General features: G+C 31.6%; 36 protein-coding genes. All 36 read right to left on the bottom strand.

All coding sequences use genetic code 11. The features are described 5' to 3' along the window. Positions 1-41 precede the first annotated feature (41 nt). On the bottom strand, positions 42-296 hold the full coding sequence (locus G7035_RS20140) for a hypothetical protein (RefSeq protein WP_019687687.1): 255 nt from the start codon (positions 294-296) through the stop codon (positions 42-44). A 27-nt stretch (positions 297-323) separates the two neighbouring features. Continuing rightward, entirely contained in the window at positions 324-668 is a 345-nt protein-coding gene (locus G7035_RS20135; RefSeq protein ID WP_019687688.1) for a hypothetical protein, read from the bottom strand. An 18-nt stretch (positions 669-686) separates the two neighbouring features. Continuing rightward, entirely contained in the window at positions 687-1,112 is a 426-nt protein-coding gene (locus G7035_RS20130; protein ID WP_182096028.1) for a hypothetical protein, read from the bottom strand. Between the two features lie 78 nt (positions 1,113-1,190). Beyond that, a complete protein-coding gene (locus G7035_RS20125) occupies positions 1,191-1,382 on the bottom strand; it encodes a hypothetical protein (protein ID WP_019687690.1) in 192 nt (63 codons plus the stop codon). 37 nt (positions 1,383-1,419) lie between these two features. Continuing rightward, positions 1,420-1,758 carry a hypothetical protein gene (locus G7035_RS20120; RefSeq protein WP_019687691.1) on the bottom strand — a complete coding sequence of 113 codons (339 nt, stop codon included), beginning with the start codon at positions 1,756-1,758 and terminating at the stop codon, positions 1,420-1,422. A gap of 39 nt (positions 1,759-1,797) precedes the next feature. After that, on the bottom strand, positions 1,798-1,968 hold the full coding sequence (locus tag G7035_RS20115) for a hypothetical protein (protein WP_019687692.1): 171 nt from the start codon (positions 1,966-1,968) through the stop codon (positions 1,798-1,800). Between the two features lie 35 nt (positions 1,969-2,003). Continuing rightward, positions 2,004-2,168: a hypothetical protein gene (locus tag G7035_RS20110; RefSeq protein ID WP_019687693.1), complete on the bottom strand. Its 165-nt coding sequence runs from the start codon at positions 2,166-2,168 to the stop codon at positions 2,004-2,006. A 25-nt stretch (positions 2,169-2,193) separates the two neighbouring features. Beyond that, the gene (locus G7035_RS20105) at positions 2,194-2,412 is read right to left on the bottom strand and encodes a hypothetical protein (protein WP_019687694.1); all 219 of its coding nucleotides are present in this window, start codon (positions 2,410-2,412) and stop codon (positions 2,194-2,196) included. Between the two features lie 24 nt (positions 2,413-2,436). Beyond that, positions 2,437-2,658, bottom strand: a complete 222-nt coding sequence (locus G7035_RS20100; RefSeq protein ID WP_019687695.1) for a hypothetical protein — start codon at positions 2,656-2,658, stop codon at positions 2,437-2,439. A 12-nt stretch (positions 2,659-2,670) separates the two neighbouring features. Continuing rightward, a complete protein-coding gene (locus G7035_RS20095) occupies positions 2,671-2,850 on the bottom strand; it encodes a hypothetical protein (protein ID WP_019687696.1) in 180 nt (59 codons plus the stop codon). A 28-nt stretch (positions 2,851-2,878) separates the two neighbouring features. Next, complete coding sequence (locus G7035_RS20090; RefSeq protein ID WP_019687697.1) at positions 2,879-3,106, bottom strand: hypothetical protein; 228 nt, start codon at positions 3,104-3,106, stop codon at positions 2,879-2,881. 40 nt (positions 3,107-3,146) lie between these two features. After that, positions 3,147-3,476, bottom strand: coding sequence for a beta barrel domain-containing protein (locus tag G7035_RS20085; RefSeq protein WP_019687698.1), 330 nt, complete (start codon positions 3,474-3,476; stop codon positions 3,147-3,149). A 21-nt stretch (positions 3,477-3,497) separates the two neighbouring features. Next, positions 3,498-3,722 carry a hypothetical protein gene (locus G7035_RS20080; RefSeq protein ID WP_019687699.1) on the bottom strand — a complete coding sequence of 75 codons (225 nt, stop codon included), beginning with the start codon at positions 3,720-3,722 and terminating at the stop codon, positions 3,498-3,500. A 22-nt stretch (positions 3,723-3,744) separates the two neighbouring features. Further along, on the bottom strand, positions 3,745-3,903 hold the full coding sequence (locus G7035_RS20075; protein WP_019687700.1) for a hypothetical protein: 159 nt from the start codon (positions 3,901-3,903) through the stop codon (positions 3,745-3,747). A gap of 155 nt (positions 3,904-4,058) precedes the next feature. Further along, the gene (locus tag G7035_RS20070) at positions 4,059-4,946 is read right to left on the bottom strand and encodes a hypothetical protein (protein WP_019687701.1); all 888 of its coding nucleotides are present in this window, start codon (positions 4,944-4,946) and stop codon (positions 4,059-4,061) included. Between the two features lie 46 nt (positions 4,947-4,992). Continuing rightward, positions 4,993-5,208, bottom strand: a complete 216-nt coding sequence (locus G7035_RS20065; protein ID WP_019687702.1) for a hypothetical protein — start codon at positions 5,206-5,208, stop codon at positions 4,993-4,995. 87 nt (positions 5,209-5,295) lie between these two features. Beyond that, positions 5,296-6,252: a BRO-N domain-containing protein gene (locus G7035_RS20060; RefSeq protein ID WP_019687703.1), complete on the bottom strand. Its 957-nt coding sequence runs from the start codon at positions 6,250-6,252 to the stop codon at positions 5,296-5,298. A gap of 83 nt (positions 6,253-6,335) precedes the next feature. Then, complete coding sequence (locus tag G7035_RS20055; RefSeq protein ID WP_019687704.1) at positions 6,336-6,575, bottom strand: ClpX C4-type zinc finger protein; 240 nt, start codon at positions 6,573-6,575, stop codon at positions 6,336-6,338. Positions 6,576-6,613: 38 nt separating this feature from the next. Next, positions 6,614-6,790 carry a hypothetical protein gene (locus tag G7035_RS20050; protein WP_019687705.1) on the bottom strand — a complete coding sequence of 59 codons (177 nt, stop codon included), beginning with the start codon at positions 6,788-6,790 and terminating at the stop codon, positions 6,614-6,616. An 88-nt stretch (positions 6,791-6,878) separates the two neighbouring features. Continuing rightward, positions 6,879-7,043, bottom strand: a complete 165-nt coding sequence (locus G7035_RS20045) for a hypothetical protein (RefSeq protein WP_019687706.1) — start codon at positions 7,041-7,043, stop codon at positions 6,879-6,881. A 72-nt stretch (positions 7,044-7,115) separates the two neighbouring features. Then, positions 7,116-7,976: a helicase associated domain-containing protein gene (locus G7035_RS20040; RefSeq protein WP_019687707.1), complete on the bottom strand. Its 861-nt coding sequence runs from the start codon at positions 7,974-7,976 to the stop codon at positions 7,116-7,118. Positions 7,977-8,027: 51 nt separating this feature from the next. Beyond that, positions 8,028-8,285: a helix-turn-helix domain-containing protein gene (locus G7035_RS20035; protein WP_019687708.1), complete on the bottom strand. Its 258-nt coding sequence runs from the start codon at positions 8,283-8,285 to the stop codon at positions 8,028-8,030. Between the two features lie 38 nt (positions 8,286-8,323). Beyond that, positions 8,324-8,527, bottom strand: a complete 204-nt coding sequence (locus tag G7035_RS20030; protein ID WP_019687709.1) for a hypothetical protein — start codon at positions 8,525-8,527, stop codon at positions 8,324-8,326. Positions 8,528-8,554: 27 nt separating this feature from the next. Then, complete coding sequence (locus G7035_RS20025; RefSeq protein WP_019687710.1) at positions 8,555-8,740, bottom strand: hypothetical protein; 186 nt, start codon at positions 8,738-8,740, stop codon at positions 8,555-8,557. A 24-nt stretch (positions 8,741-8,764) separates the two neighbouring features. Continuing rightward, positions 8,765-9,070 (bottom strand): hypothetical protein, encoded by a 306-nt coding sequence (locus G7035_RS20020; protein WP_019687711.1) that lies wholly within the window; start codon positions 9,068-9,070, stop codon positions 8,765-8,767. 244 nt (positions 9,071-9,314) lie between these two features. Next, positions 9,315-10,373 carry an ORF6N domain-containing protein gene (locus G7035_RS20015; RefSeq protein WP_019687712.1) on the bottom strand — a complete coding sequence of 353 codons (1,059 nt, stop codon included), beginning with the start codon at positions 10,371-10,373 and terminating at the stop codon, positions 9,315-9,317. A gap of 23 nt (positions 10,374-10,396) precedes the next feature. After that, positions 10,397-10,573, bottom strand: coding sequence for a hypothetical protein (locus tag G7035_RS20010; RefSeq protein WP_019687713.1), 177 nt, complete (start codon positions 10,571-10,573; stop codon positions 10,397-10,399). A gap of 185 nt (positions 10,574-10,758) precedes the next feature. Beyond that, positions 10,759-11,433, bottom strand: a complete 675-nt coding sequence (locus tag G7035_RS20005) for an HNH endonuclease (RefSeq protein WP_019687714.1) — start codon at positions 11,431-11,433, stop codon at positions 10,759-10,761. A gap of 87 nt (positions 11,434-11,520) precedes the next feature. Further along, complete coding sequence (locus tag G7035_RS20000) at positions 11,521-11,952, bottom strand: hypothetical protein (RefSeq protein WP_019687715.1); 432 nt, start codon at positions 11,950-11,952, stop codon at positions 11,521-11,523. 384 nt (positions 11,953-12,336) lie between these two features. Beyond that, positions 12,337-12,741 (bottom strand): hypothetical protein, encoded by a 405-nt coding sequence (locus G7035_RS19995; RefSeq protein ID WP_019687716.1) that lies wholly within the window; start codon positions 12,739-12,741, stop codon positions 12,337-12,339. 121 nt (positions 12,742-12,862) lie between these two features. Beyond that, on the bottom strand, positions 12,863-13,072 hold the full coding sequence (locus G7035_RS19990) for a hypothetical protein (RefSeq protein WP_019687717.1): 210 nt from the start codon (positions 13,070-13,072) through the stop codon (positions 12,863-12,865). Positions 13,073-13,148: 76 nt separating this feature from the next. Next, positions 13,149-13,406: a hypothetical protein gene (locus G7035_RS19985; RefSeq protein WP_019687718.1), complete on the bottom strand. Its 258-nt coding sequence runs from the start codon at positions 13,404-13,406 to the stop codon at positions 13,149-13,151. Positions 13,407-13,572: 166 nt separating this feature from the next. Then, entirely contained in the window at positions 13,573-13,776 is a 204-nt protein-coding gene (locus G7035_RS19980; RefSeq protein WP_019687719.1) for a hypothetical protein, read from the bottom strand. 35 nt (positions 13,777-13,811) lie between these two features. Next, positions 13,812-16,847: a DNA methyltransferase family protein gene (locus tag G7035_RS19975; RefSeq protein WP_019687720.1), complete on the bottom strand. Its 3,036-nt coding sequence runs from the start codon at positions 16,845-16,847 to the stop codon at positions 13,812-13,814. Positions 16,848-17,153: 306 nt separating this feature from the next. Continuing rightward, positions 17,154-17,696, bottom strand: a complete 543-nt coding sequence (locus G7035_RS19970) for a hypothetical protein (RefSeq protein WP_196478873.1) — start codon at positions 17,694-17,696, stop codon at positions 17,154-17,156. Continuing rightward, positions 17,678-18,175, bottom strand: a complete 498-nt coding sequence (locus G7035_RS19965; protein WP_196478872.1) for a hypothetical protein — start codon at positions 18,173-18,175, stop codon at positions 17,678-17,680. Before G7035_RS19965 ends, G7035_RS19970 begins: the two co-directional genes overlap by 19 nt. Positions 18,176-18,217 lie beyond the last annotated feature (42 nt).

Below are 18,217 nucleotides of genomic sequence, written 5' to 3'. Positions count from 1 at the left end.
CGACTTTTGGTCGCTTCTTTTTTTGTTATCAAATACTTCTTTTATAAATAATCTTGATAGTTAGCAATGGCTTGATTTTTTCGTTTTGATAGCTCAAGTAACAACAATTCGTAGAGTTCGATATTTTCACGTAGTTCAAAGAAGTATTCAAAATCGTCATTCTTTGGGTTCTTATCTTGTGCTTCAATTAATCGAAATACCTTATCAATGATCTCCATAAACTCTTCATGTTCCATCTCACTTAAGCGACTCTTAACATCTTCGTAATTCTTCCTTCGTTTCTCATTAATATTCATTCGATCATCTCCTCATAAGAAACACTTCTATTCACTAAGAATATTATTTATTTTTATTTTCAATTTATCTTCAAGTTCATCTGTTAATCTAGAAATTGAACGAAGTGAATCCATAAAATCTTTGTCTAATTTATCCTCAATCATTCCTTCAGCCCTCTTCTTTACCATATCCTCGAATTGTCCACCAATGTGTTCGAATACTTTAGCTAATGGCAAGTCTACTCCATTGATAATTAATTTTGCTTCCATAGATGAAGGATCATATCCTTTTTGATATAAGGGACTGTTTTTACCTACTGCACTTAACGCTTCAATAATAAAATATCCCGTCCATGAATCGATACCGTGTTCCCATAAATCAAATTTGCTCATCTAATTTCTCCTATTATTTCATTGTATATCAGAATCTTCTATAAATTTTCCAACGAAAAACATATTGTCTTTCTCTTCTTCAAAATCACTTTGGTAATAAACAATCGGTGAATTATGTAAGTCCGTTATCTTATATTGTGTATCACTGTACCCATAACCATCAATGCTTTCACTTTTGATCAAAAAGAAGCGATTCTTATAAAGGTATAGATTAGTTCGTTCAATGTTTCTTTCTTCTGAGGAAAAGTATCCAACAAAAGTGAGTTCATCGCACATCATTTGCTGCTCAAGTTCCTTAAGAAACTCAATCAATGTTTTAAGACCATAGTTCAATGTTATTTTCGCATTAATAATATCGCCGTTTAATGTAATAAAATCATCATGCCCACATCTAGGCAGTTTGGAAATTTCATTATTAACTTTTAGTACCTTATTCTCTGTCATTCTAAGACTTAACTTGACTTGTGAATACATTGACATTTTTCTCATCATCCCTTTTATTCTTATAAAAGAATCCTTTTATCAATACTTCCGAGCAAAGATAATTACACAATCTTCCTCATTGAATCCTTCCAATAATGACTGAATATGAAATCCTCTATCATCTTCTCGCTTAGAATTAACATTAACAAAAACATTCTTTTCAGAACTAGCTCTATAAATTGCTGGACTGTCATCAAAAGTTCTATCTACTGAATACTCAACTTGTTTCATCTTTCACAATTCTCATCTCCTTATAAAATCAATCATGCTAATTCACTAATATCCATCGATCATTAGCATCATCATACACGAAAGCAAACACACCTATCGTAGACTTCACATTAACAAATCGACTATTGGCAATTTGCCTTCCCGCTTCTTTTGTCAACCTGAGCATAAAGAAATTCAAAAACTTCACATTAGAACAAGCAAAGACATAATCTACTGTTTCAGTAAAGTCTAAATTTTGATCTAGTGTAACTAGATCCTCAAAATTTACTAACGATGGAACAGCAAAAGTTATATATGAATCGTATTTATTATCAAGAATCATCTTTTGATCTGGACTCAACATTGCGCCTTCATCTATAAATACTTTTGCTTTCAATGAATTCACCTCCAGTATAATGAAAATAAAATAATCTTTTTACTGACTTTCAAGATCAAAACAAATGCTGAGTAGCTCTTTAGTGCCAATTCTTTTCTTAACTCCATCTTTAGTTATAAAGAATCCTGGTTTATCGCTATTCTCTGTAACTTTTATCCCTTGTTCTTTTGCCAGATTCATCATTTTCTCTATATCAGCTATTTGTATCACTCCTATCTTTGTCTCCTCGTAAAATATTCATTTGATCAGATATATTTCAAAATTTTTGTACTGACTTCAGCATGAGGATTTTGCGTGAAGATCTTCTTCGAAATTTCAGTAGCTTTCTTATGAAGTTCGGTTAAATCACCACGGATTCCCATTCCGCCGTTATAACACTTGCCGTTAGCGTATACGAACATAATAAACATTTTTAATTTCACTCCTCATAACAAATTACTTACTGTACTTATCAATCATAGCTCCCATAGTTGTACGAGCTTCTTTGTACGTCATTATTACCTGTGGCTTACCCTCGGCCTCGAATACATATTGATATGGCTTCCCATTGTTCGTTTCGGTATTAGTAAATGTTCCTTGAAATATGTATTCCTCACCATCAATACCAAAACAGCAGCCAATGAACTTTTCAAACCATTGTTTCCTTTGGGACATTTTAAATCACTCCTTATCAGAAGATCATTTCACCCATTTGGGTAACAATAAATCCTTATACTCTTCAACAGAATTTTCTACAATCATCTTTGCCTCATCCACAGCTTTTATATATTCCTCCTCTTTATTGTGATACAAAAATACATAGCCACTCGTTTGTCTACCCAATAAATATTTTTTAAACTCATCTAATGTTTTGCACCTTTTTCCTGACTTCACGTACATAGCAAACAATTCTCTTTTCAAGTTTATCGCTCCTTACCTAGTATCTCTCACATATTCTTTAAGCCAACGGTTTTCATGATTATAAATAGCAACAGCAGTAAATTGACCAGTCTGAACTAATTTTTTTGCGACTCTAGTTGCTTTTAGCAAGCTATCGTTCAACATTTTATCTTTTACTTTGTTGCCAAAAAGATAGCATTCTAATCTGAACAATTGCCTTCCTCCTTCCATTGTAAAAGGATCATTTTATATGCTCGTAAAACTGTTCTGGCAAAGTTCGGGAATGCTCTCTCCCCATTATAAAAGGATATGACCACTCTTCAAAGTTGATGTAGATTCTTCTTTGTCCATCAACTTCGATGCATTTTGCTCCAGCAAACTGATAAGTATTTTGAATTAATCCTTCTTTTCTCATATGACTGAGAACTTCCAAAAGTATGTTTTGTTCGATTAGGATTTCTTTAGACATCTTTGCTACCCCAACTTTCTTTATAAAAATATAGTTTTATCTACTCATTGATAATTTCATTGATTCGTTTAAGTTGGTCTAGCGTCAGATCTAACTTACCAAAAGCATTAAATTTCGATCTAATGTCACGCTCTAACTTTTGAAATTCTTGTTCGTCTAAGATTTCTTGTTTGGAAAAGTATAGTTTCCAATCGGCAGTATAGCCACCAGTTTCTTGCTCTTTGTTCTCCATTTTAAATTTTACTCCATCTACCTCAAAGTATTTCCTTCCCACCTTTGTTATTTTCGATTCTTTAATAAGTAGCTGATCCTTATATTTAACAGCCATATTTCCGACAGCTTTTAGATATACCTTATCTCCTATGTTCATTTGTTTTATGTCCCCCAATAATTAATGATCTAGTTTAGTATTCAACGTTTCAATCTCATTGATGAGTTGCACATATCTTGAAGTTATTCGTTTTATTTGATTATGTATTGCAATAAAGTCTAGACTATCATAATCTCTTCGGCTCCTAACTGATTCAACTAATTTTTCAAGTGTATTTTCTACATCTCTTTTCTCCATAGCCAGCATGCCTACAATATAAATCGCCGTTCCTGATAGGCTTTTCATCTTATTTCATCCTCTCTTAGTGTTATGCTGTTTTTTGTTTTGTGTTTAGAGTGACTACAACCATTACGCCATCAGCTTCACATAAAGCGGCAAACTTAGCCATTACTATTTTATCATCGAACGAATATGTATTCGCCTCTAATTTACCTAACACCTTCTCAAAAACAGTTACTTTATACATGTAATCACCTCATATTTGTTGTTTTTCATAAATTAATTATACTACATTTATTTATTTTTGTATATAGGTTTTATATAATTTCATTATATTTAATTATAAAAAAAGACCGCCTAAGCGATCTTGGTCAAATTAATCTTTTATAAGGAGTATGATAATCAATGCATCTTCTTAAATAATACTGCCATTTTTGCTTCACCCTCACCTGTCAATACAACTTCAAAAGCTTCTTCGAACCACGATACTTTTTTCAGTCTCTTTTTAATAACAGTGTATGTTGAGTTTTCCTTGTAGCCTTTGTTTTTGGGCTTTAGGTTTAATATATATTTACTTGAAAAATCGTAAGCATCTATGATCACTGCTCCATTATCTGAAAGAATGTCTAAATATGTTTCAAGTAGTGAGTTAAATTTGGAAATATCTTTAGTATGCCAAAGAGCACCTTTTATGTCCCAAATTAAATCTACTTTTTGAACTCCCATTTTCGATAAACACTCGGCTGATTTTAAAGCATCATTAGGCTCAGTTAAATAAACTATGTTATCTGATGTTTGAATATGTTCATTCGGAACACATATATCTGTAGCAACTATATTAGAGTCAGGATATTGTTGTGACAATTTATATTCGTACTTACCTTTATTTGCAGAAGGACTAAATATTTTTTTACTCGAAAAATTAACCCCTACTACCGACAAGTTTTCTACCGCTTTAGTCAACCAATTTTGCTTTAGGTTGTAATCATAAGTTGAATCATACCATCCATTTAGATCTGCCCCTTGCATGTATCTTAATTCTGGATGTTTTGTTCCTAAGTATAAACCAATAGAACCTGAGATCCATTCTATAAGTTTAACAACAAGCATCCCAACTGCAACAGTTGCTGAATATCCCATCAATTGTAGATCTAATTTAAAGAATCCTATAAGATAAAATAGCAATCCAACCGCAATAATACTCCATATCCAATTACTTAATCTTGCTATCTTCTTAGATAAGTTAAAAAACTGATAATATTGTTTATGTACTTTTTTAGTATATTCCATTCGCTCAATCTCCCATGCACTATTTTAAAAAAGAGTAGCCTTTCGGCTACCCTTTAAGAATTTGACGCCAAGCATCCTCAATAGCATCCGAAGCATTCTCGTGTTTATCCGATGAAGCTCTTTTCTTTGTTTCGAAATCTTCAAGATAGCATTGATACATTCCAACAGTTTTCAAGTAGACTATGTAAGTACGCCCATCCAACTCCATAATTGATACTTGAGTCTTGTTGTTATTCACTTCAGCAGAATTGACATTTAACAATATACTCACCTCCCTCCATAATCAATTATAGCACAAATTTATATGATTAACTCTATGTTATATGAAATTTTTCAAGATTTTTATGTATTATTGTGTTACCAAATCTTTATGTGACCCATTTTGAACAAACTCTGTTTCTATAGTCTTATAAGCCTCACTTGCCAATTCCCATTTATTATAATCATCAATAACATCTGCACAATTATATTTCTTGTTTAGGCTAGATTTAGAATAGGGTTTCTTACCTTCTTTTGTTCGTTCTGCGTCCATCTTTTCCCATTCATTTTTTCGTCTTGCGTACACATCAAAACTACCAAGAAGCTTCATTTTATTAAATAATTCTCCATAGGCTTGCTGCAAGTCTCTACCGAAATATTTATTAGCTAATATTCTAATTCGTTCGCTGAAGTTTGTTCTATTACATACGAAAAGCTGCTGTGTTCTAATTAACTCATTTTCATTTTGCACCCTTTCTACAGCTTCGGTCAACACTTCAACCTTTTCTTTGATCGCCTTTGTTTCTTGTTGTTGCTTGTATAGCTCTAGCGATTTTTCAGCATCTTTATATTGAATCTGTACTAATTGGTCTCTAGGATCTACTTTTAATACTTGTCCAATAGCATACAACTTCATGTGCAATTCTCTCTCTGTTTCATCTGTAATCTGTGCGATTCGATTTTCAGCTTCATCGTAACGACCAGTCGCTTGAATCTGCTTAATTACTTTTTTTACTGTCTTTTTGAACTCTCTAGCTTTCGGTAACTTGCTACAATAAATTAAATCAAAAATCCCATCTTCTTCTATAAACCAGTTACCCCGTTGACCTAAACTCACAGGTGAATCGCCGTTGAGTTTTTCTTTAGTGACCAAATATTTCTCATCAATGCTTACATGTTTTTTGATAGCGTCACTCGTATCTTTATATCCAAGGAGTTCAGCACTCTGATTTCCGTGAAAAATAACATCGCCTTCAAAATCAAAAATAACATCTTCTTTCGTTAAAAACTCCACGTTAAACCCTTCGAATTGAATTAAGTTGCTCAAATATATATCTTCCTTTTTGATTTGTCAGGCGGTCTCACCCTGCCGTCTTCCTCGCTGTTATGAGTAATTATTTACTTATTATTTTATTCCTTAGTGTTGAATCCACCATGATCATCCTCAGCAAGAATTTCTGCACATAGTCCAATGCATTCGTTGCAAATACAGATGTTCTTTGCTGTCACCATTTTATCCACTTCAGATTGACTCTTACCGCAAAATGAGCAACGCAACTCACAATCTCTTTCGGGAAAAGCGATTAATTCATCATACTTCTTTGCCTTTTCCATCAACGTCATGGCTTCTTGCATAGCTTGTGGATTCATAAACCTACCACTCCTTATGTATTTTTATATTGTAAAATTCAACTTTTACGCACTTCTCGTTCTTCATAATAATATTCTAGATAAGGTTTATCTCGATTGTGATCATCACAAAATGCCTTTGCTGCTTCTTCACTTTGAAAAATATCCACCAAAACCCTATTGACGCTGAAGACATACGCTTCTTCTGCATCCTCAAGTACAACAAATACTCTCATGCATACTCTCCCTATATTCTAATAAAATAAATCAATACTAATTTAACGCTTACCAACGCATCCTCCTGATCTTTCTTATAACTTCTCTTTATGATTTTTTTGATTTGTGCTGCTGCATCATTTCGCGCATACGATCCATTCCCACGCTTTTTGTTTTCTCTGTACTGGAAGCATAATCAATAAATTCGTTATAGCTTTTAAAATCCAACTGAGCAACTGTGGGACGTATTTCCTTAATTTTTACTTCTTTCAATTTAGTCCTTCTTTCTATGTATTGATGATAAAAGTCCGTTTTTATCATGAAGATACCTTATATTTTAATAACTCATGCGTTTCTAAGTTCCAATTTAAATCCAATAGATTGCAGCTTGACTATTCGTTCTTGCGACAATTTATTCATTTTATAAGCTTGACGTTGGTTGGATACCCAGTTGCCTAGATTTACTTTACCTTCTATATATACTCTTGGAACGTTGCAATTTCCATGGTTGTATTTATATTGACGTAGAATTTCATAGAAGCTGTCCCACGTTTCATTTTGGGTTTCCCATTGAAAACCAATTGAATTAAGTCTGTCTATACGTTTTTGAGAAAGCAGATTATTTTTTAATAGTTGTCTTTGAGTTGTAACCCATCTTCCTAATTTTATGTTGTCGACCTCATAATGCTGTGGAACACAGATATTTCCCTTAATATTTTTATAATTATTTAACAAGTTAAAATATTTGTTCCATGTTTTTTCATGTAAATCCCATGTAAACCCTAAATCCTCCAGTTTCTTTATTCTATCTTCTGACAACAAATTTTTTTCATAAGACTTTCTCTGTTGGTTTACCCACATACCAAGTTTAATATCCTTATATACATAACTTACTGGAACATCACAATCACCATACTGGTGCTTATATTTTAATAGTAAACTGTATTTATCAGCCCATTTTTTCTTATCATCTTTTATTCTTATATTGTAATTAAAACCAACAGTATTCAATTTCTCAATTTGATCTTGCGACAATTTTCCTTTACGATAAGATTGCCTTTGTGTTTTTACCCACATACCAAGTTTAATATCGTCTACTACATAATTTTGAGGTACATTCGCATGTTTATATGTATCTTTATATTTTAACAAAAAGATAAACTTTTTGTTCCACGAAGCAATTCTATTGTTGTAACAATGTTTCATTTTGTCTCCTCCTTAATTTGTCAAGAGTAAAATAACTGTTTCATCATCTATCTAGTCTTCCATGCTTTTTCTCAACCTGTTTGCTTCTAATTCCAAAAACAATATCTTATCTCCAGTATTTATGTCTTTTGCTATAAAAGCCTCATCTTCATTTAAAATTTCAGATAGTTGTTCAAGTCTAGATTTAGGAATTGGTCTTTTCTTGCTCAGCCACCCCATTATAGTTGGAGAAGAAATTCCTAATTGCTCCGCAAGTTTTTTATACTCAACGTCTCTATATTTACAGATCAACTCTAACCCAATGGTCACATTACTCAACTCCTTAAAAAATCCTGCTTTTACTATAATTAATTCCTGATGTACTTTCGCAGCATTTTGCTAATTTGATCTTCTTTACATAGGCCTTGAACCAGCAGTCTTGCTCCTGTCCCCGCTTCAACTGACTTAATTTTTGTGATATACATTTTCTTCCCCTCGACATCGATCAAATCACCAACAGATACCTTATCGGAGACCATAATATCGAAGCTTACTGATTTGTTATTTTTCATCTGTGAACTCCTTATAAAATACTGTTTTTACTCAAAAAATTTCACATCTTTTTCATATGATGCTGCCGGGATCGATCCAACATTTGATTTGATAACTTCATAATCGTATTTATGCTCCCAACCATCTTGAAACATTATCTTTCTATGATTTTTTCTCTCCTCTTTACTGTTATATTCACAATCTCTTGTTATGAATTCTGAAACGATTTTCATGTAAAGCATCCTCCTTTAGAAACTCTATAGTTTTTCAATTTTCCCCATCATTATACTCTTTATATCTTTGTAGCCTTTATTTTGTTTTATTGAAACAATGGTTTCTTTACTCGAAGGATCATCGAAGATATAAGCAACAACACCTTTATATGATCTACTTCCAACTACTTCAATCTTTACATTATCACCAATCTGTACGCCGTATTTTTTAAACCTCTCATTGCAAATCCCAACAACTTCCGATCTATATTCTTCATAATCTTGTCCCTGCTTTGGTGCTTGCTGTACAAACCATTGTCCTGAGCCGATTTCAATACTCTCATTATTCATAAATTTCTCCTCCTAAAATTTCCATATATTTTTTTGTCGTATGCTTTATAGTTCCATTTATTTATATTTATTTCTTATAAAATCGTTGTTTTAATTGGTTACAATACATTGTTTCTATCTCCCGATACAGTGTTGCTTTCTTTGTTAAAACTATTATATCATCATTCTTTATATTTATCAATATTCATTATATTTAATTATATTAAAAAACTGAGCCTGCAATTAGACTCAGTTTTTAATACTACTATTTTAATTCCACTAATCCATTTTTGTCTTTCGTGTAAGTTCGCCCCAATGATTCTTCTTCTATGGTTGCAATTTCTCCCGTATTATTAACACCACTAAGAACTATTTTTCGAATTGCTTTAATGTTTGATTCTAAAGCCAACTTACTTTTCTTAAGCTTGCTAATAGTTCTATCTTTCTTATTAATCTCTACTGCTTTAGCTTCCAGTTCTAATTCCTTAAGTTCTAATTTATGCTTAATCTCTCTTGTTTCAAGTTTTAATTGACTAACTTTCAATTCTAACTCTTTTACAGTATTCATATTTTCTAGAAATCTATTTATTTCTAAGTGAATTTGATTTAATTCAGTTTTGTTTTCTTCCTTTGGATTACCCAGTTCTGTTTGGTGACTTTCTTGAGATTCCTTATTAAAATAAACTAAATTATTTGTCGATATATAATTCTCTAATGATCCATGCTTCTTGGTAACATTTCGATATTTTTGATAAACTGTTTGAGGATTCTTTTTAAGTGCCTTTGCAGCTATCTTAATTGATTCCATCTTACTATTTCCGCTTTTTCTCTCTTGATTAAATATTTTGTTTAAAGTAAGAACATCTTCATCTGTCCAGCCCCCAATTACAATCTTTTTTTGTTCATTGGTTGTGTTTTCCTCTATACTTAACAAATAATTTCTTACTTCCTTTGCAATAACACTATCACGTAACAACATTCCAATTCTCAGTACGGATCTTCTCGTAAACACATTAATCATTTTCCTCGGAATAACCAATACTGAATTGTTTTCAGTATTAAAATCCACCGCTTCTTCTCCTTTTAACATTAACATACCATCACTAACAAATTCGTTTCGTTGTTTTTTTATAATTTGTTCTATGACATTTTTATCTACTTCATAGTACTCAGCTATCATTTTTGCTGTAATGTGTTTATTATCTGGCAACATAGAAAGTACTTTTACTTTATCAAGCACTTCTATTCGATCTATGTATTTATTTCTAATGCTGCAATTCTCAGAAGTAGTGAAACTTTCATCATATAATTTCAGTATACTCATTTTTATTCTCCTCTACTTTTCACTTATTTATAAGATTCAATCAATTTCTCCAGTTTCATTATTTCAGGTTTTTGTAGTGGCTGCTTATCATTAATAAATAGCGAGAACAATGAATTACTTATAGATAATTTACTAGCAATAAATGATTTCTTAATTCCTCTTTCACTAATTAACTGAAGCGTTCTTTCTCTTAGTGTCATGCACTCACCTCCGTTAAAATTTATTTTAATGTTCTCTTGAGATAAGTATATCATTCTGTTTCTACTCTGTCAATATATTCATTATATTTAGTTGTTTAATATATAATGATGTTACTCTCAATAAAAAAGCGCTTGAGATATTAACTCAGCGCTTCTTATTAGTAAAAGTAACAATTTATCAATCTCTATTCTGTGAACATCCAATCCTTAGTCACCCATTGAATAACCTTAGCAAATCTATTTTCATCGAAATGAATAAATTCTTTATTATACCATTCGGTTAATTCCTTATCATGTTTACTACTATTGCATTCTTTACAAGCTGGAACACAGTTGTCAATAAAATTGCTGCCTTCGTGAATAACATGATCTCTATGTAGTTGTTGTCCATTAACTGCGAAATGTATTTCTTGAGTCATATCGCAATAAGCACATTTCCATTCAAAATACTCTAAACATCTACTCCACTCATCTTGGGTGATTTCATGAGACTTATTGAATCTTTTCTGTCTATAGAGTTTTAATTTATCCTTATTTTTTCTTTGCCACTCCCGCAAAAGTCCATTTTCTCTTCTTTTTTTCTCAGACAGTCGCCTTTTTTCTTTATTCTGAGGCTTATCATTTCTTTTCTTTTGGAATGTAAGGGTCTTTTCATAATTTTCTTTGTTCCATTTAGTTGAGTTACTAATATTGCATTGCTTGCATTTTGGATTTAGGCCATCTTTTTTATTGCTCAGGTTTTTATAGAAATATATTTCATTGCAAGGGTACCACTGATTACAATTGGAACATAATTTTTGTTGTTCGCTTTCAAAAAATCTATGACTATCTTCAAAACTTATTCGCTTTCTATCTCGCAAACCAATTATTCTCCCTTTTTATAAATTAAAATTTTATATAAAAAAACAAAACCAAACCTCTTTTAGCTTGTTGGTTTTGTATATTACTTAAAGCTTTCCTTTTTTCAATTTTAATTTATTTTCTCGAGTCAATACATACCTTTTACTTGATGTGTTATTGCTTCCGTCCAGAACAAAAGCAACTAACGATACTCCAAAAGCCACAATCGTTGAATAGTTTGATAGTAGGTTTATATCTAGAGTTTTTTCAAACTCACCAGTGTATAGCAGCATAAAACTACGTGAAATCACTGCAATCATGATGAGAATACATAATATTGTAACACCTTTATAAAACTTTGTAGCTACCTTTCTCAACAAGGCAAAGAGTAGTATCATGAGCGAAACAATAAAAGAAAAAACAGTTATTACAGACGATATAAATGGTGAAACTTCAATTTTAAAGAAAATCACGACAATTCCATAAACTATAAAAATAACTGCAATTAATAATAACATACCATGATAAATATGCTTCAAGAAAATCTTCCTTTTTGTAAGTTTAGAATAGTTTTATTGTGAGCATGTCACCCATTAAGTTATGTATACATTTTAGTATAGTAGATATATCTACATTATTTCAATCATGTATTTAGATTGCATTGCTACGCATTGGTTTGTACGGTACATGTATGAGAGAAATTGAATGAGTGTTGATCTTCAGATAGTACAGTTCTTCAGCATCAAGTTTCTTATTGATTTGCTTCACAATTTCTCAATTTTCATTAAGTATATTCTCCCATCAAAGCAATTTTATAATTATACATATTTATGAATTAAAATATCATTAAATGCGAGTTTTATACATTTATTATTGAATATTAATACATTTGTAACTACGTAAAACAAGAATTTTATGCACAATTAATTTATTGAACAATCATATAAATTGTTCATATAGCGCATTGTTGCGGTTGCTATTTTTCTATCTCCTTCTGTAGGATAAACTTTCCACTCTATTCCAAAAATAAAGCCATTATCATTACCTTTTTTTACTTCCTCTTCTATTACTGAATCAATTTGTGCAAAAATCGTTTTACTAGTAACGGTGTCCGAATGTACATGTATTACGTTTACTTTGTCAACCAAATAATCATAAATTGTCTTAAAACCCTTCTTTGCAACCAGTAAATTAATAGTTAATTTCAAACCTTTTTTTGTTTCTGATATACGTGCTGAATAGTCTTTAGTTGACCATCCATACATTCTCAATATCTCTTGTTTTGCTGATTTTAGTAATATTCTTGCTTGATCTTTATCCGTTATCATGCTTATTCCTCCACATTCATATCTTTACTTTTTAAGGCTATGAAATCACTCATTTATCAACACTGATCATTAGCACCTAACCACCTGTTATAGACGGTTAACGCTCTAGGCTTAAAGCGTATTAAATATAAGGTGAGAAATGTACAGAGGCATATTCTTTCGTTTCCCCATTATCATTTTCTATGATTAAATTTTTCGTTTGACTAATGTCTTTTATTTGATAGGCTTTTCCTACAGTAAAACCAGCCCATTCGATACTCCAAGAAGCAAGCACAATATCGCCTTTGCCCCTCAAATAGTCTTTAACAGTGCAACCTATTCTTACTTTCATTTTCATTCCTCCAATACTTATAAAATGAGTATTTTACAAAGTCCTATTGTCTTACAGATAAACGATAGACCCCGTTTTAGATCATGCCTCGATCTTTCAGCGATTTTTCTAGTTTCTTTAATTCGTCGAACTTTTTAGCATACATATCATTGAAAGCTACGTGAATTATTGAGTTTTTAGCTTCCAATCTGTAAAACTCTTCTACTGCATCAACTAAGTTCTTGTACATAACTATGAAAAGGCGGTAGTCATAATCTTTGCCCTCACATTTTTTGAGTGTTTTATTAAAATTAATACCCATGTGAGATAATTTAATTCTTATATCCTCGCTCATACCCGCTACCTCCCGCGTAAGGCCGCCGACTGCTATGTATTAACTTACCTTATGAATTTATTATAACACATCATTTCATTATATTCAATAGTTTAATTATTTTTGTATGTTGAATTGTGATTATTCTCCTTCTCTACGTCGAACAGTTCCTTGTAAAATATCAGTTTTATAACCCTTTAGACTCAACATAGGCGTAATACTCCTCAAATGATTTATGACCTCCATGCTGCTTATATTTTATGTATTGTTCCAACACAATTTGATTAAATTGTTTTAGAGTTAATTCAGCAAGATCTAAGTTCCCCTGTAAATAGCTCCAATATAGCCGTGATACGCCAGCAGGCTTTCTCTGAGGTTTATTCTTTCTCATGTAATCACCAACTTTCCTCCCCAAATTCTAAATCATTAGTTTACTCTTACTCTCTCTTCTTCAACTTTTTCAATAACTACCAACACTGTATTGACCCCGGTTCCCGACTCCTTGAATGAACCTTCTGGAAGTTTCTCATAATACCCCTTATCATTTAACCAGTTACGAAACTGAATACTCTTGGTATCATTAGCGAATGTCCAATGTGGTGACATAATAGCGATGAGCCTTCCCCCATCCTTAAGACATTCGTATGCCTTTAATACATGATCAACATCTTTCCCCTTCTCAAAAGGTGGGTTCATAATTATTTTATTGTACTTAGTAAATGGCGTAAATTCGATAAAATCATTAGCAACTAACTTGTATTGTTTTAACTCAAGAATTTGACGTAATGTATAATTCCACTCTATGCCGTGCAACTCTGCACTTAGGTTGTTGTCTTGTATATATTCATTTACACCATCTAAAATATTACCGTTGCCAGCGCTTGGTTCCAAAATGGTTTCACCATCTTGTAAATCAGCCAACTCAATCATACGTTCTACGATAGTTTTAGGAGTCGGAAAGTAACCATCAATTTTATACAGCTTAACTTCACTTTCCATTTTCTTAATTTTCTGCTGGACTGGATTGACTGGTTTTTCTATAGCTTTCACAAGTGCAGCATATTTATCTATTGCATCATTGTATTGTTCTGTATTGTGTATTCCTGCTTTGTTTAATCGCTTCTGCATTTTTGGAACTTCTTGATTCCACCAACCGTTAACATCAGCATCAGAATTAATAGTCGGATATTTTACTTCATTATTATATCTACCTCTTGATCTATATTTAATTCTCATATCTTCTCTAAAGCTTCCTACTAATAAAGCTATGTCGAATTCGTCCATTGTATTGCTACATGCTTTTTCCTTTAGATACTCCAATATCTTAATTTCTAAGTTCAAATTATCTTTTTTCTGTTCTCGGCTTGCTGCTTCTTGCTGGCGTTTCCATGTGTTAGTTAAATAATCACCAGACAAGGCATTCACTTTCCTTTGTGTTGACTCGATTTTCTTATTAATCTTGCTAATATATTGCTGCTGATTGCTATTTTCACTTTCTGATTCTTCTTGTAAAATTCGTATTTTATCATTATTTTCATTTGTGCTTGTTGATTCATCCTTGCTAATTAAATATGCAACAAATCTTTTGGCCTCATTCAATCGACTAGTCGTTTTTAAGCTTGTGTCTACCTCTTTTCCATCCTTAAAAACACGATACATTCCCCACGACTTAGTAATCATATAGTTCTTATAGGTGTATACTCTTGTTGTCTCTGTATAACCAGCTACAGTGATTTGCTTACGATCTATCTTAAATTCTGGTATTTCTACAACTCCATTGACTTCTTTATCTAATCTTTCTTTTTCTAATTGGAAAATTCTCGTTTTGAATTTATCCATACGATTATCAAATTCTTTTTTCATATCTGAAAACTGACTCAATAAATTTCCATATCTGTCCTGCATTTTGTTATACCGTCTTACATTTAGTCCACCTCGACCAGTAACAGCCCATGAAGGGTTGTTGGCGCGATGATTAAGTATTTTAATATATTGAGTATAATAACGCTGCTTAAAAGATTGTAAGTACTTTTTAATTTGATACTGTAGATATTCATTGTCTGTCTGCGATAACACACTTAAAGCGTCTTTTTGGAGTTCGTTAAATGTATTGAAACAATCCGTTTTATAATCTACCTGAAACAGACTAGATGAATGCAAACGTGATTGTAATTCATCTGAGACTGTATACATGTGAAGATCATCAATATTAATGTCTTCGTTCACTGCAATATTGACTGATCCGTTGAATTCAGTATTATTGGGTTTGTTATAGTCCACTTGCAGTGAACTTGCAAATTTATTTGCTTTATCTGACTGTTTAGCATACCAAAAACCACGGGGAGACCATCTAAAACCATAAGCTTTAAGTTGCTCAATAATATTGTTTTCAGGTTTAGACGGGAAACGGATCTCAACTCCTTGTTTTTCTTCGTTATATGTTACAGTTACTTCAGCAGACACGTTCACAATTTCATTGTTTTCCTTGGCTTGTTCTGTTGTTTCGATAGCTGGAACATTATATACATTCTGTTTACGAGCTGCCTTCTTGAATACTGTTTTTTCTTGGTATTCTGTAACCTCTTGCAAGGTGTATACTTTAACGGTGCCTTCTTCAATCCCCTTGTTTAATCTATCAAGTGTTTGGTAATAACTTTTAACACTCATACTCTTTAAACGTTGATATCCTCTTTTTTCACTGCCCAAAAGTTCGTAGGTAATACAAGATTGTCCTTTGGAATTTGTGTAAATATCGGTTACTACCCAATAATGCCCATGATAAGAGAAAGACAATACATCATTAAGATTGATAGTTTTGTCTTCTTTTTCAACTGGTTTAATGACTTTCTTTTCTACTTTAATTACTACAGCTTTCAATGCGCCTGCATCTTTAATTGCTTTTTCAAATCTATTGATCAATGCTTCTACTTTCTCAGCTTTTTGCTGCTTTTCGGTCTTCTCTTTGTTCTCCCAATCATAGTCATTGACTGCAAATACACCTTTACCTTTTGCAATAATCTGACCATCTTTTTCAATGTGCCAGCTTGTACCACGTGGATTAGCAAAAGAGAATGTAGGATACGTTTCAATAACTTTATACTTCTCAATCATTCCTGACTTTTCTTTTTCCTTCTCAATTAATACTGCACAAGAAGCCTTTTCATTATCAGTTGAAGCTTCATCATTCATCATTGCCTCAAGTTTTTGAATACGTGCATTAGTTTTATATACAGCATTACCACCTATGTATTCTTTTTGTTCATAACCACTGTAACGTGTATTATTTTGATCGATGCAAAGAACATAACCGTTCTTTTCAGCAATGCCATCCCAATCGGCAGGACTAAAGTAATCAACCATTGCATCAGATTCATCATTTTTCCAACCGTAAATTTTCCATCCCTTTTCAACTAAAGCCATTGCAATTTTTACTCTTGCTTCTCTTTTGTCTCCGTACCACATAATCATTACCACCTTTATTATCATTATTTTTATTTATATGTTTCTTTTTCATTTTATCTCAATACTAAGTGACCGTATACTGTTTTACTTTTTAATGCTTGCAGGCGCTGCCATTGACTTTTTAAAACTGCTAATTTAGATTGACTCATTGTGTTTTCACCTCGTAATCTCATGTTCTTTATATATTTATTATAGCATGTTTTTATTTTATATACAATACATTTCATTATATTTAATTATATAATTTGAATAAACGACAAATAAACCACCTATCAGATGAATAGATGGTTAGATGAAAAAATATGCTTATCTTTTATGTGCTATGTACAATTTATCTTTTAATTCTCTGCTTATGATTATTTTATCCTCTTCTTTATAATCTATATTTGAAGCTTTCAAAAATGATATATTATAGGTTGAAGGTGTGATAATGCTATAACCCAAACTTCTATAAAAATAATCAATATACAGTTCAAACTCTGATTCGCAATTGTTAAGTTGGTCTATTTCTTTGATTTTTTCCAAAAAGTAATTATCTATTTTTCTTTTTACATAGCAGCCTTCTGAATTCAGTTTATTGTTCATTTTATCTATCTCTTCTTTGAATTCTTTGAAACATAATTCTACAAATGTTTTTCTGCTCATTTTTTTAATTTTCCCAGTTAATTTTTTATTGACATTTTTATTTTTTCTTTCTTCTTTTAAATTGCTATTTACTTCACGACTTGAAAATTCTTGATATTCATCTTTGCTCATTTCAGTGATTAATTGACCATCTATGTATTTAACAGTACCCTCTAATTTTAAAATATCATATGAACTTATTTCTATTATCTTGATACCAAGCATTTTAGCCAAACTTCTTTTCTGTGGTGTACATTTATGCTTGTGTAATATCTCAATCCATACTTTATGTTCTCCTTCAAAACCATAAGATATATCAGGAACAAAACTAAAAAATTTTTATGTTTACTATGATAATCAAAAATGATATTTGATTTTGTAAGGTTTGATTTTACACACTTTAAACATGGTACAGTTTCATTATAACCTGTAAATGCTTCTTTGTTGCAAGATTTTGATGGCATATCTATTTCATAATCCTTAATCAATTTTAATAAACATGGATAATAATTATTTAACCCAATAGCTTTCTTTGACTTATAACTAGTAGGATATTCAAGATTTAAAAATTCATCTTTTTTATTTGTGAGTGTGAAGTTATATTGTTTATCATTTTGATCAACAATAATTAAGTTATTATTTTTAATCAGATGAAATAGTTTACGTTTTGCTTTAATATATGCATCATTTTCAGAATACTTCAAAATTATATTTTCCTCTCTTATTTGCTATTAAAAATCAAAAAT

The sequence above is a fragment of the Paenibacillus polymyxa genome, assembly GCF_015710975.1.
Lineage (GTDB): Bacteria > Bacillota > Bacilli > Paenibacillales > Paenibacillaceae > Paenibacillus > Paenibacillus polymyxa.
The sequence above is the reverse complement of the archived record's forward strand: the minus strand, read 5'-3'. Positions and strand labels throughout refer to the sequence as shown.

Excerpts from the sequence above, each read along its gene's own strand:
- G7035_RS20140 (WP_019687687.1), bottom strand. The coding sequence starts at position 296 with ATGAATATTAATGAGAAACGAAGGAAGAATTACGAAGATGTTAAGAGT.
- G7035_RS20135 (WP_019687688.1), bottom strand. The coding sequence starts at position 668 with ATGAGCAAATTTGATTTATGGGAACACGGTATCGATTCATGGACGGGA.
- G7035_RS20130 (WP_182096028.1), bottom strand. The coding sequence starts at position 1,112 with ATGACAGAGAATAAGGTACTAAAAGTTAATAATGAAATTTCCAAACTG.
- G7035_RS20125 (WP_019687690.1), bottom strand. The coding sequence starts at position 1,382 with ATGAAACAAGTTGAGTATTCAGTAGATAGAACTTTTGATGACAGTCCA.
- G7035_RS20110 (WP_019687693.1), bottom strand. The coding sequence starts at position 2,168 with ATGTTTATTATGTTCGTATACGCTAACGGCAAGTGTTATAACGGCGGA.
- G7035_RS20105 (WP_019687694.1), bottom strand. The coding sequence starts at position 2,412 with ATGTCCCAAAGGAAACAATGGTTTGAAAAGTTCATTGGCTGCTGTTTT.
- G7035_RS20090 (WP_019687697.1), bottom strand. The coding sequence starts at position 3,106 with ATGTCTAAAGAAATCCTAATCGAACAAAACATACTTTTGGAAGTTCTC.
- G7035_RS20085 (WP_019687698.1), bottom strand. The coding sequence starts at position 3,476 with ATGAACATAGGAGATAAGGTATATCTAAAAGCTGTCGGAAATATGGCT.
- G7035_RS20080 (WP_019687699.1), bottom strand. The coding sequence starts at position 3,722 with ATGAAAAGCCTATCAGGAACGGCGATTTATATTGTAGGCATGCTGGCT.
- G7035_RS20075 (WP_019687700.1), bottom strand. The coding sequence starts at position 3,903 with ATGTATAAAGTAACTGTTTTTGAGAAGGTGTTAGGTAAATTAGAGGCG.
- G7035_RS20070 (WP_019687701.1), bottom strand. The coding sequence starts at position 4,946 with ATGGAATATACTAAAAAAGTACATAAACAATATTATCAGTTTTTTAAC.
- G7035_RS20055 (WP_019687704.1), bottom strand. The coding sequence starts at position 6,575 with ATGAATCCACAAGCTATGCAAGAAGCCATGACGTTGATGGAAAAGGCA.
- G7035_RS20050 (WP_019687705.1), bottom strand. The coding sequence starts at position 6,790 with ATGAGAGTATTTGTTGTACTTGAGGATGCAGAAGAAGCGTATGTCTTC.
- G7035_RS20040 (WP_019687707.1), bottom strand. The coding sequence starts at position 7,976 with ATGAAACATTGTTACAACAATAGAATTGCTTCGTGGAACAAAAAGTTT.
- G7035_RS20030 (WP_019687709.1), bottom strand. The coding sequence starts at position 8,527 with ATGAAAAATAACAAATCAGTAAGCTTCGATATTATGGTCTCCGATAAG.
- G7035_RS20025 (WP_019687710.1), bottom strand. The coding sequence starts at position 8,740 with ATGAAAATCGTTTCAGAATTCATAACAAGAGATTGTGAATATAACAGT.
- G7035_RS20020 (WP_019687711.1), bottom strand. The coding sequence starts at position 9,070 with ATGAATAATGAGAGTATTGAAATCGGCTCAGGACAATGGTTTGTACAG.
- G7035_RS20015 (WP_019687712.1), bottom strand. The coding sequence starts at position 10,373 with ATGAGTATACTGAAATTATATGATGAAAGTTTCACTACTTCTGAGAAT.
- G7035_RS20010 (WP_019687713.1), bottom strand. The coding sequence starts at position 10,573 with ATGACACTAAGAGAAAGAACGCTTCAGTTAATTAGTGAAAGAGGAATT.
- G7035_RS19995 (WP_019687716.1), bottom strand. The coding sequence starts at position 12,741 with ATGATAACGGATAAAGATCAAGCAAGAATATTACTAAAATCAGCAAAA.
- G7035_RS19990 (WP_019687717.1), bottom strand. The coding sequence starts at position 13,072 with ATGAAAGTAAGAATAGGTTGCACTGTTAAAGACTATTTGAGGGGCAAA.
- G7035_RS19985 (WP_019687718.1), bottom strand. The coding sequence starts at position 13,406 with ATGAGCGAGGATATAAGAATTAAATTATCTCACATGGGTATTAATTTT.
- G7035_RS19980 (WP_019687719.1), bottom strand. The coding sequence starts at position 13,776 with ATGAGAAAGAATAAACCTCAGAGAAAGCCTGCTGGCGTATCACGGCTA.
- G7035_RS19975 (WP_019687720.1), bottom strand. The coding sequence starts at position 16,847 with ATGTGGTACGGAGACAAAAGAGAAGCAAGAGTAAAAATTGCAATGGCT.
- G7035_RS19970 (WP_196478873.1), bottom strand. The coding sequence starts at position 17,696 with ATGCTTGGTATCAAGATAATAGAAATAAGTTCATATGATATTTTAAAA.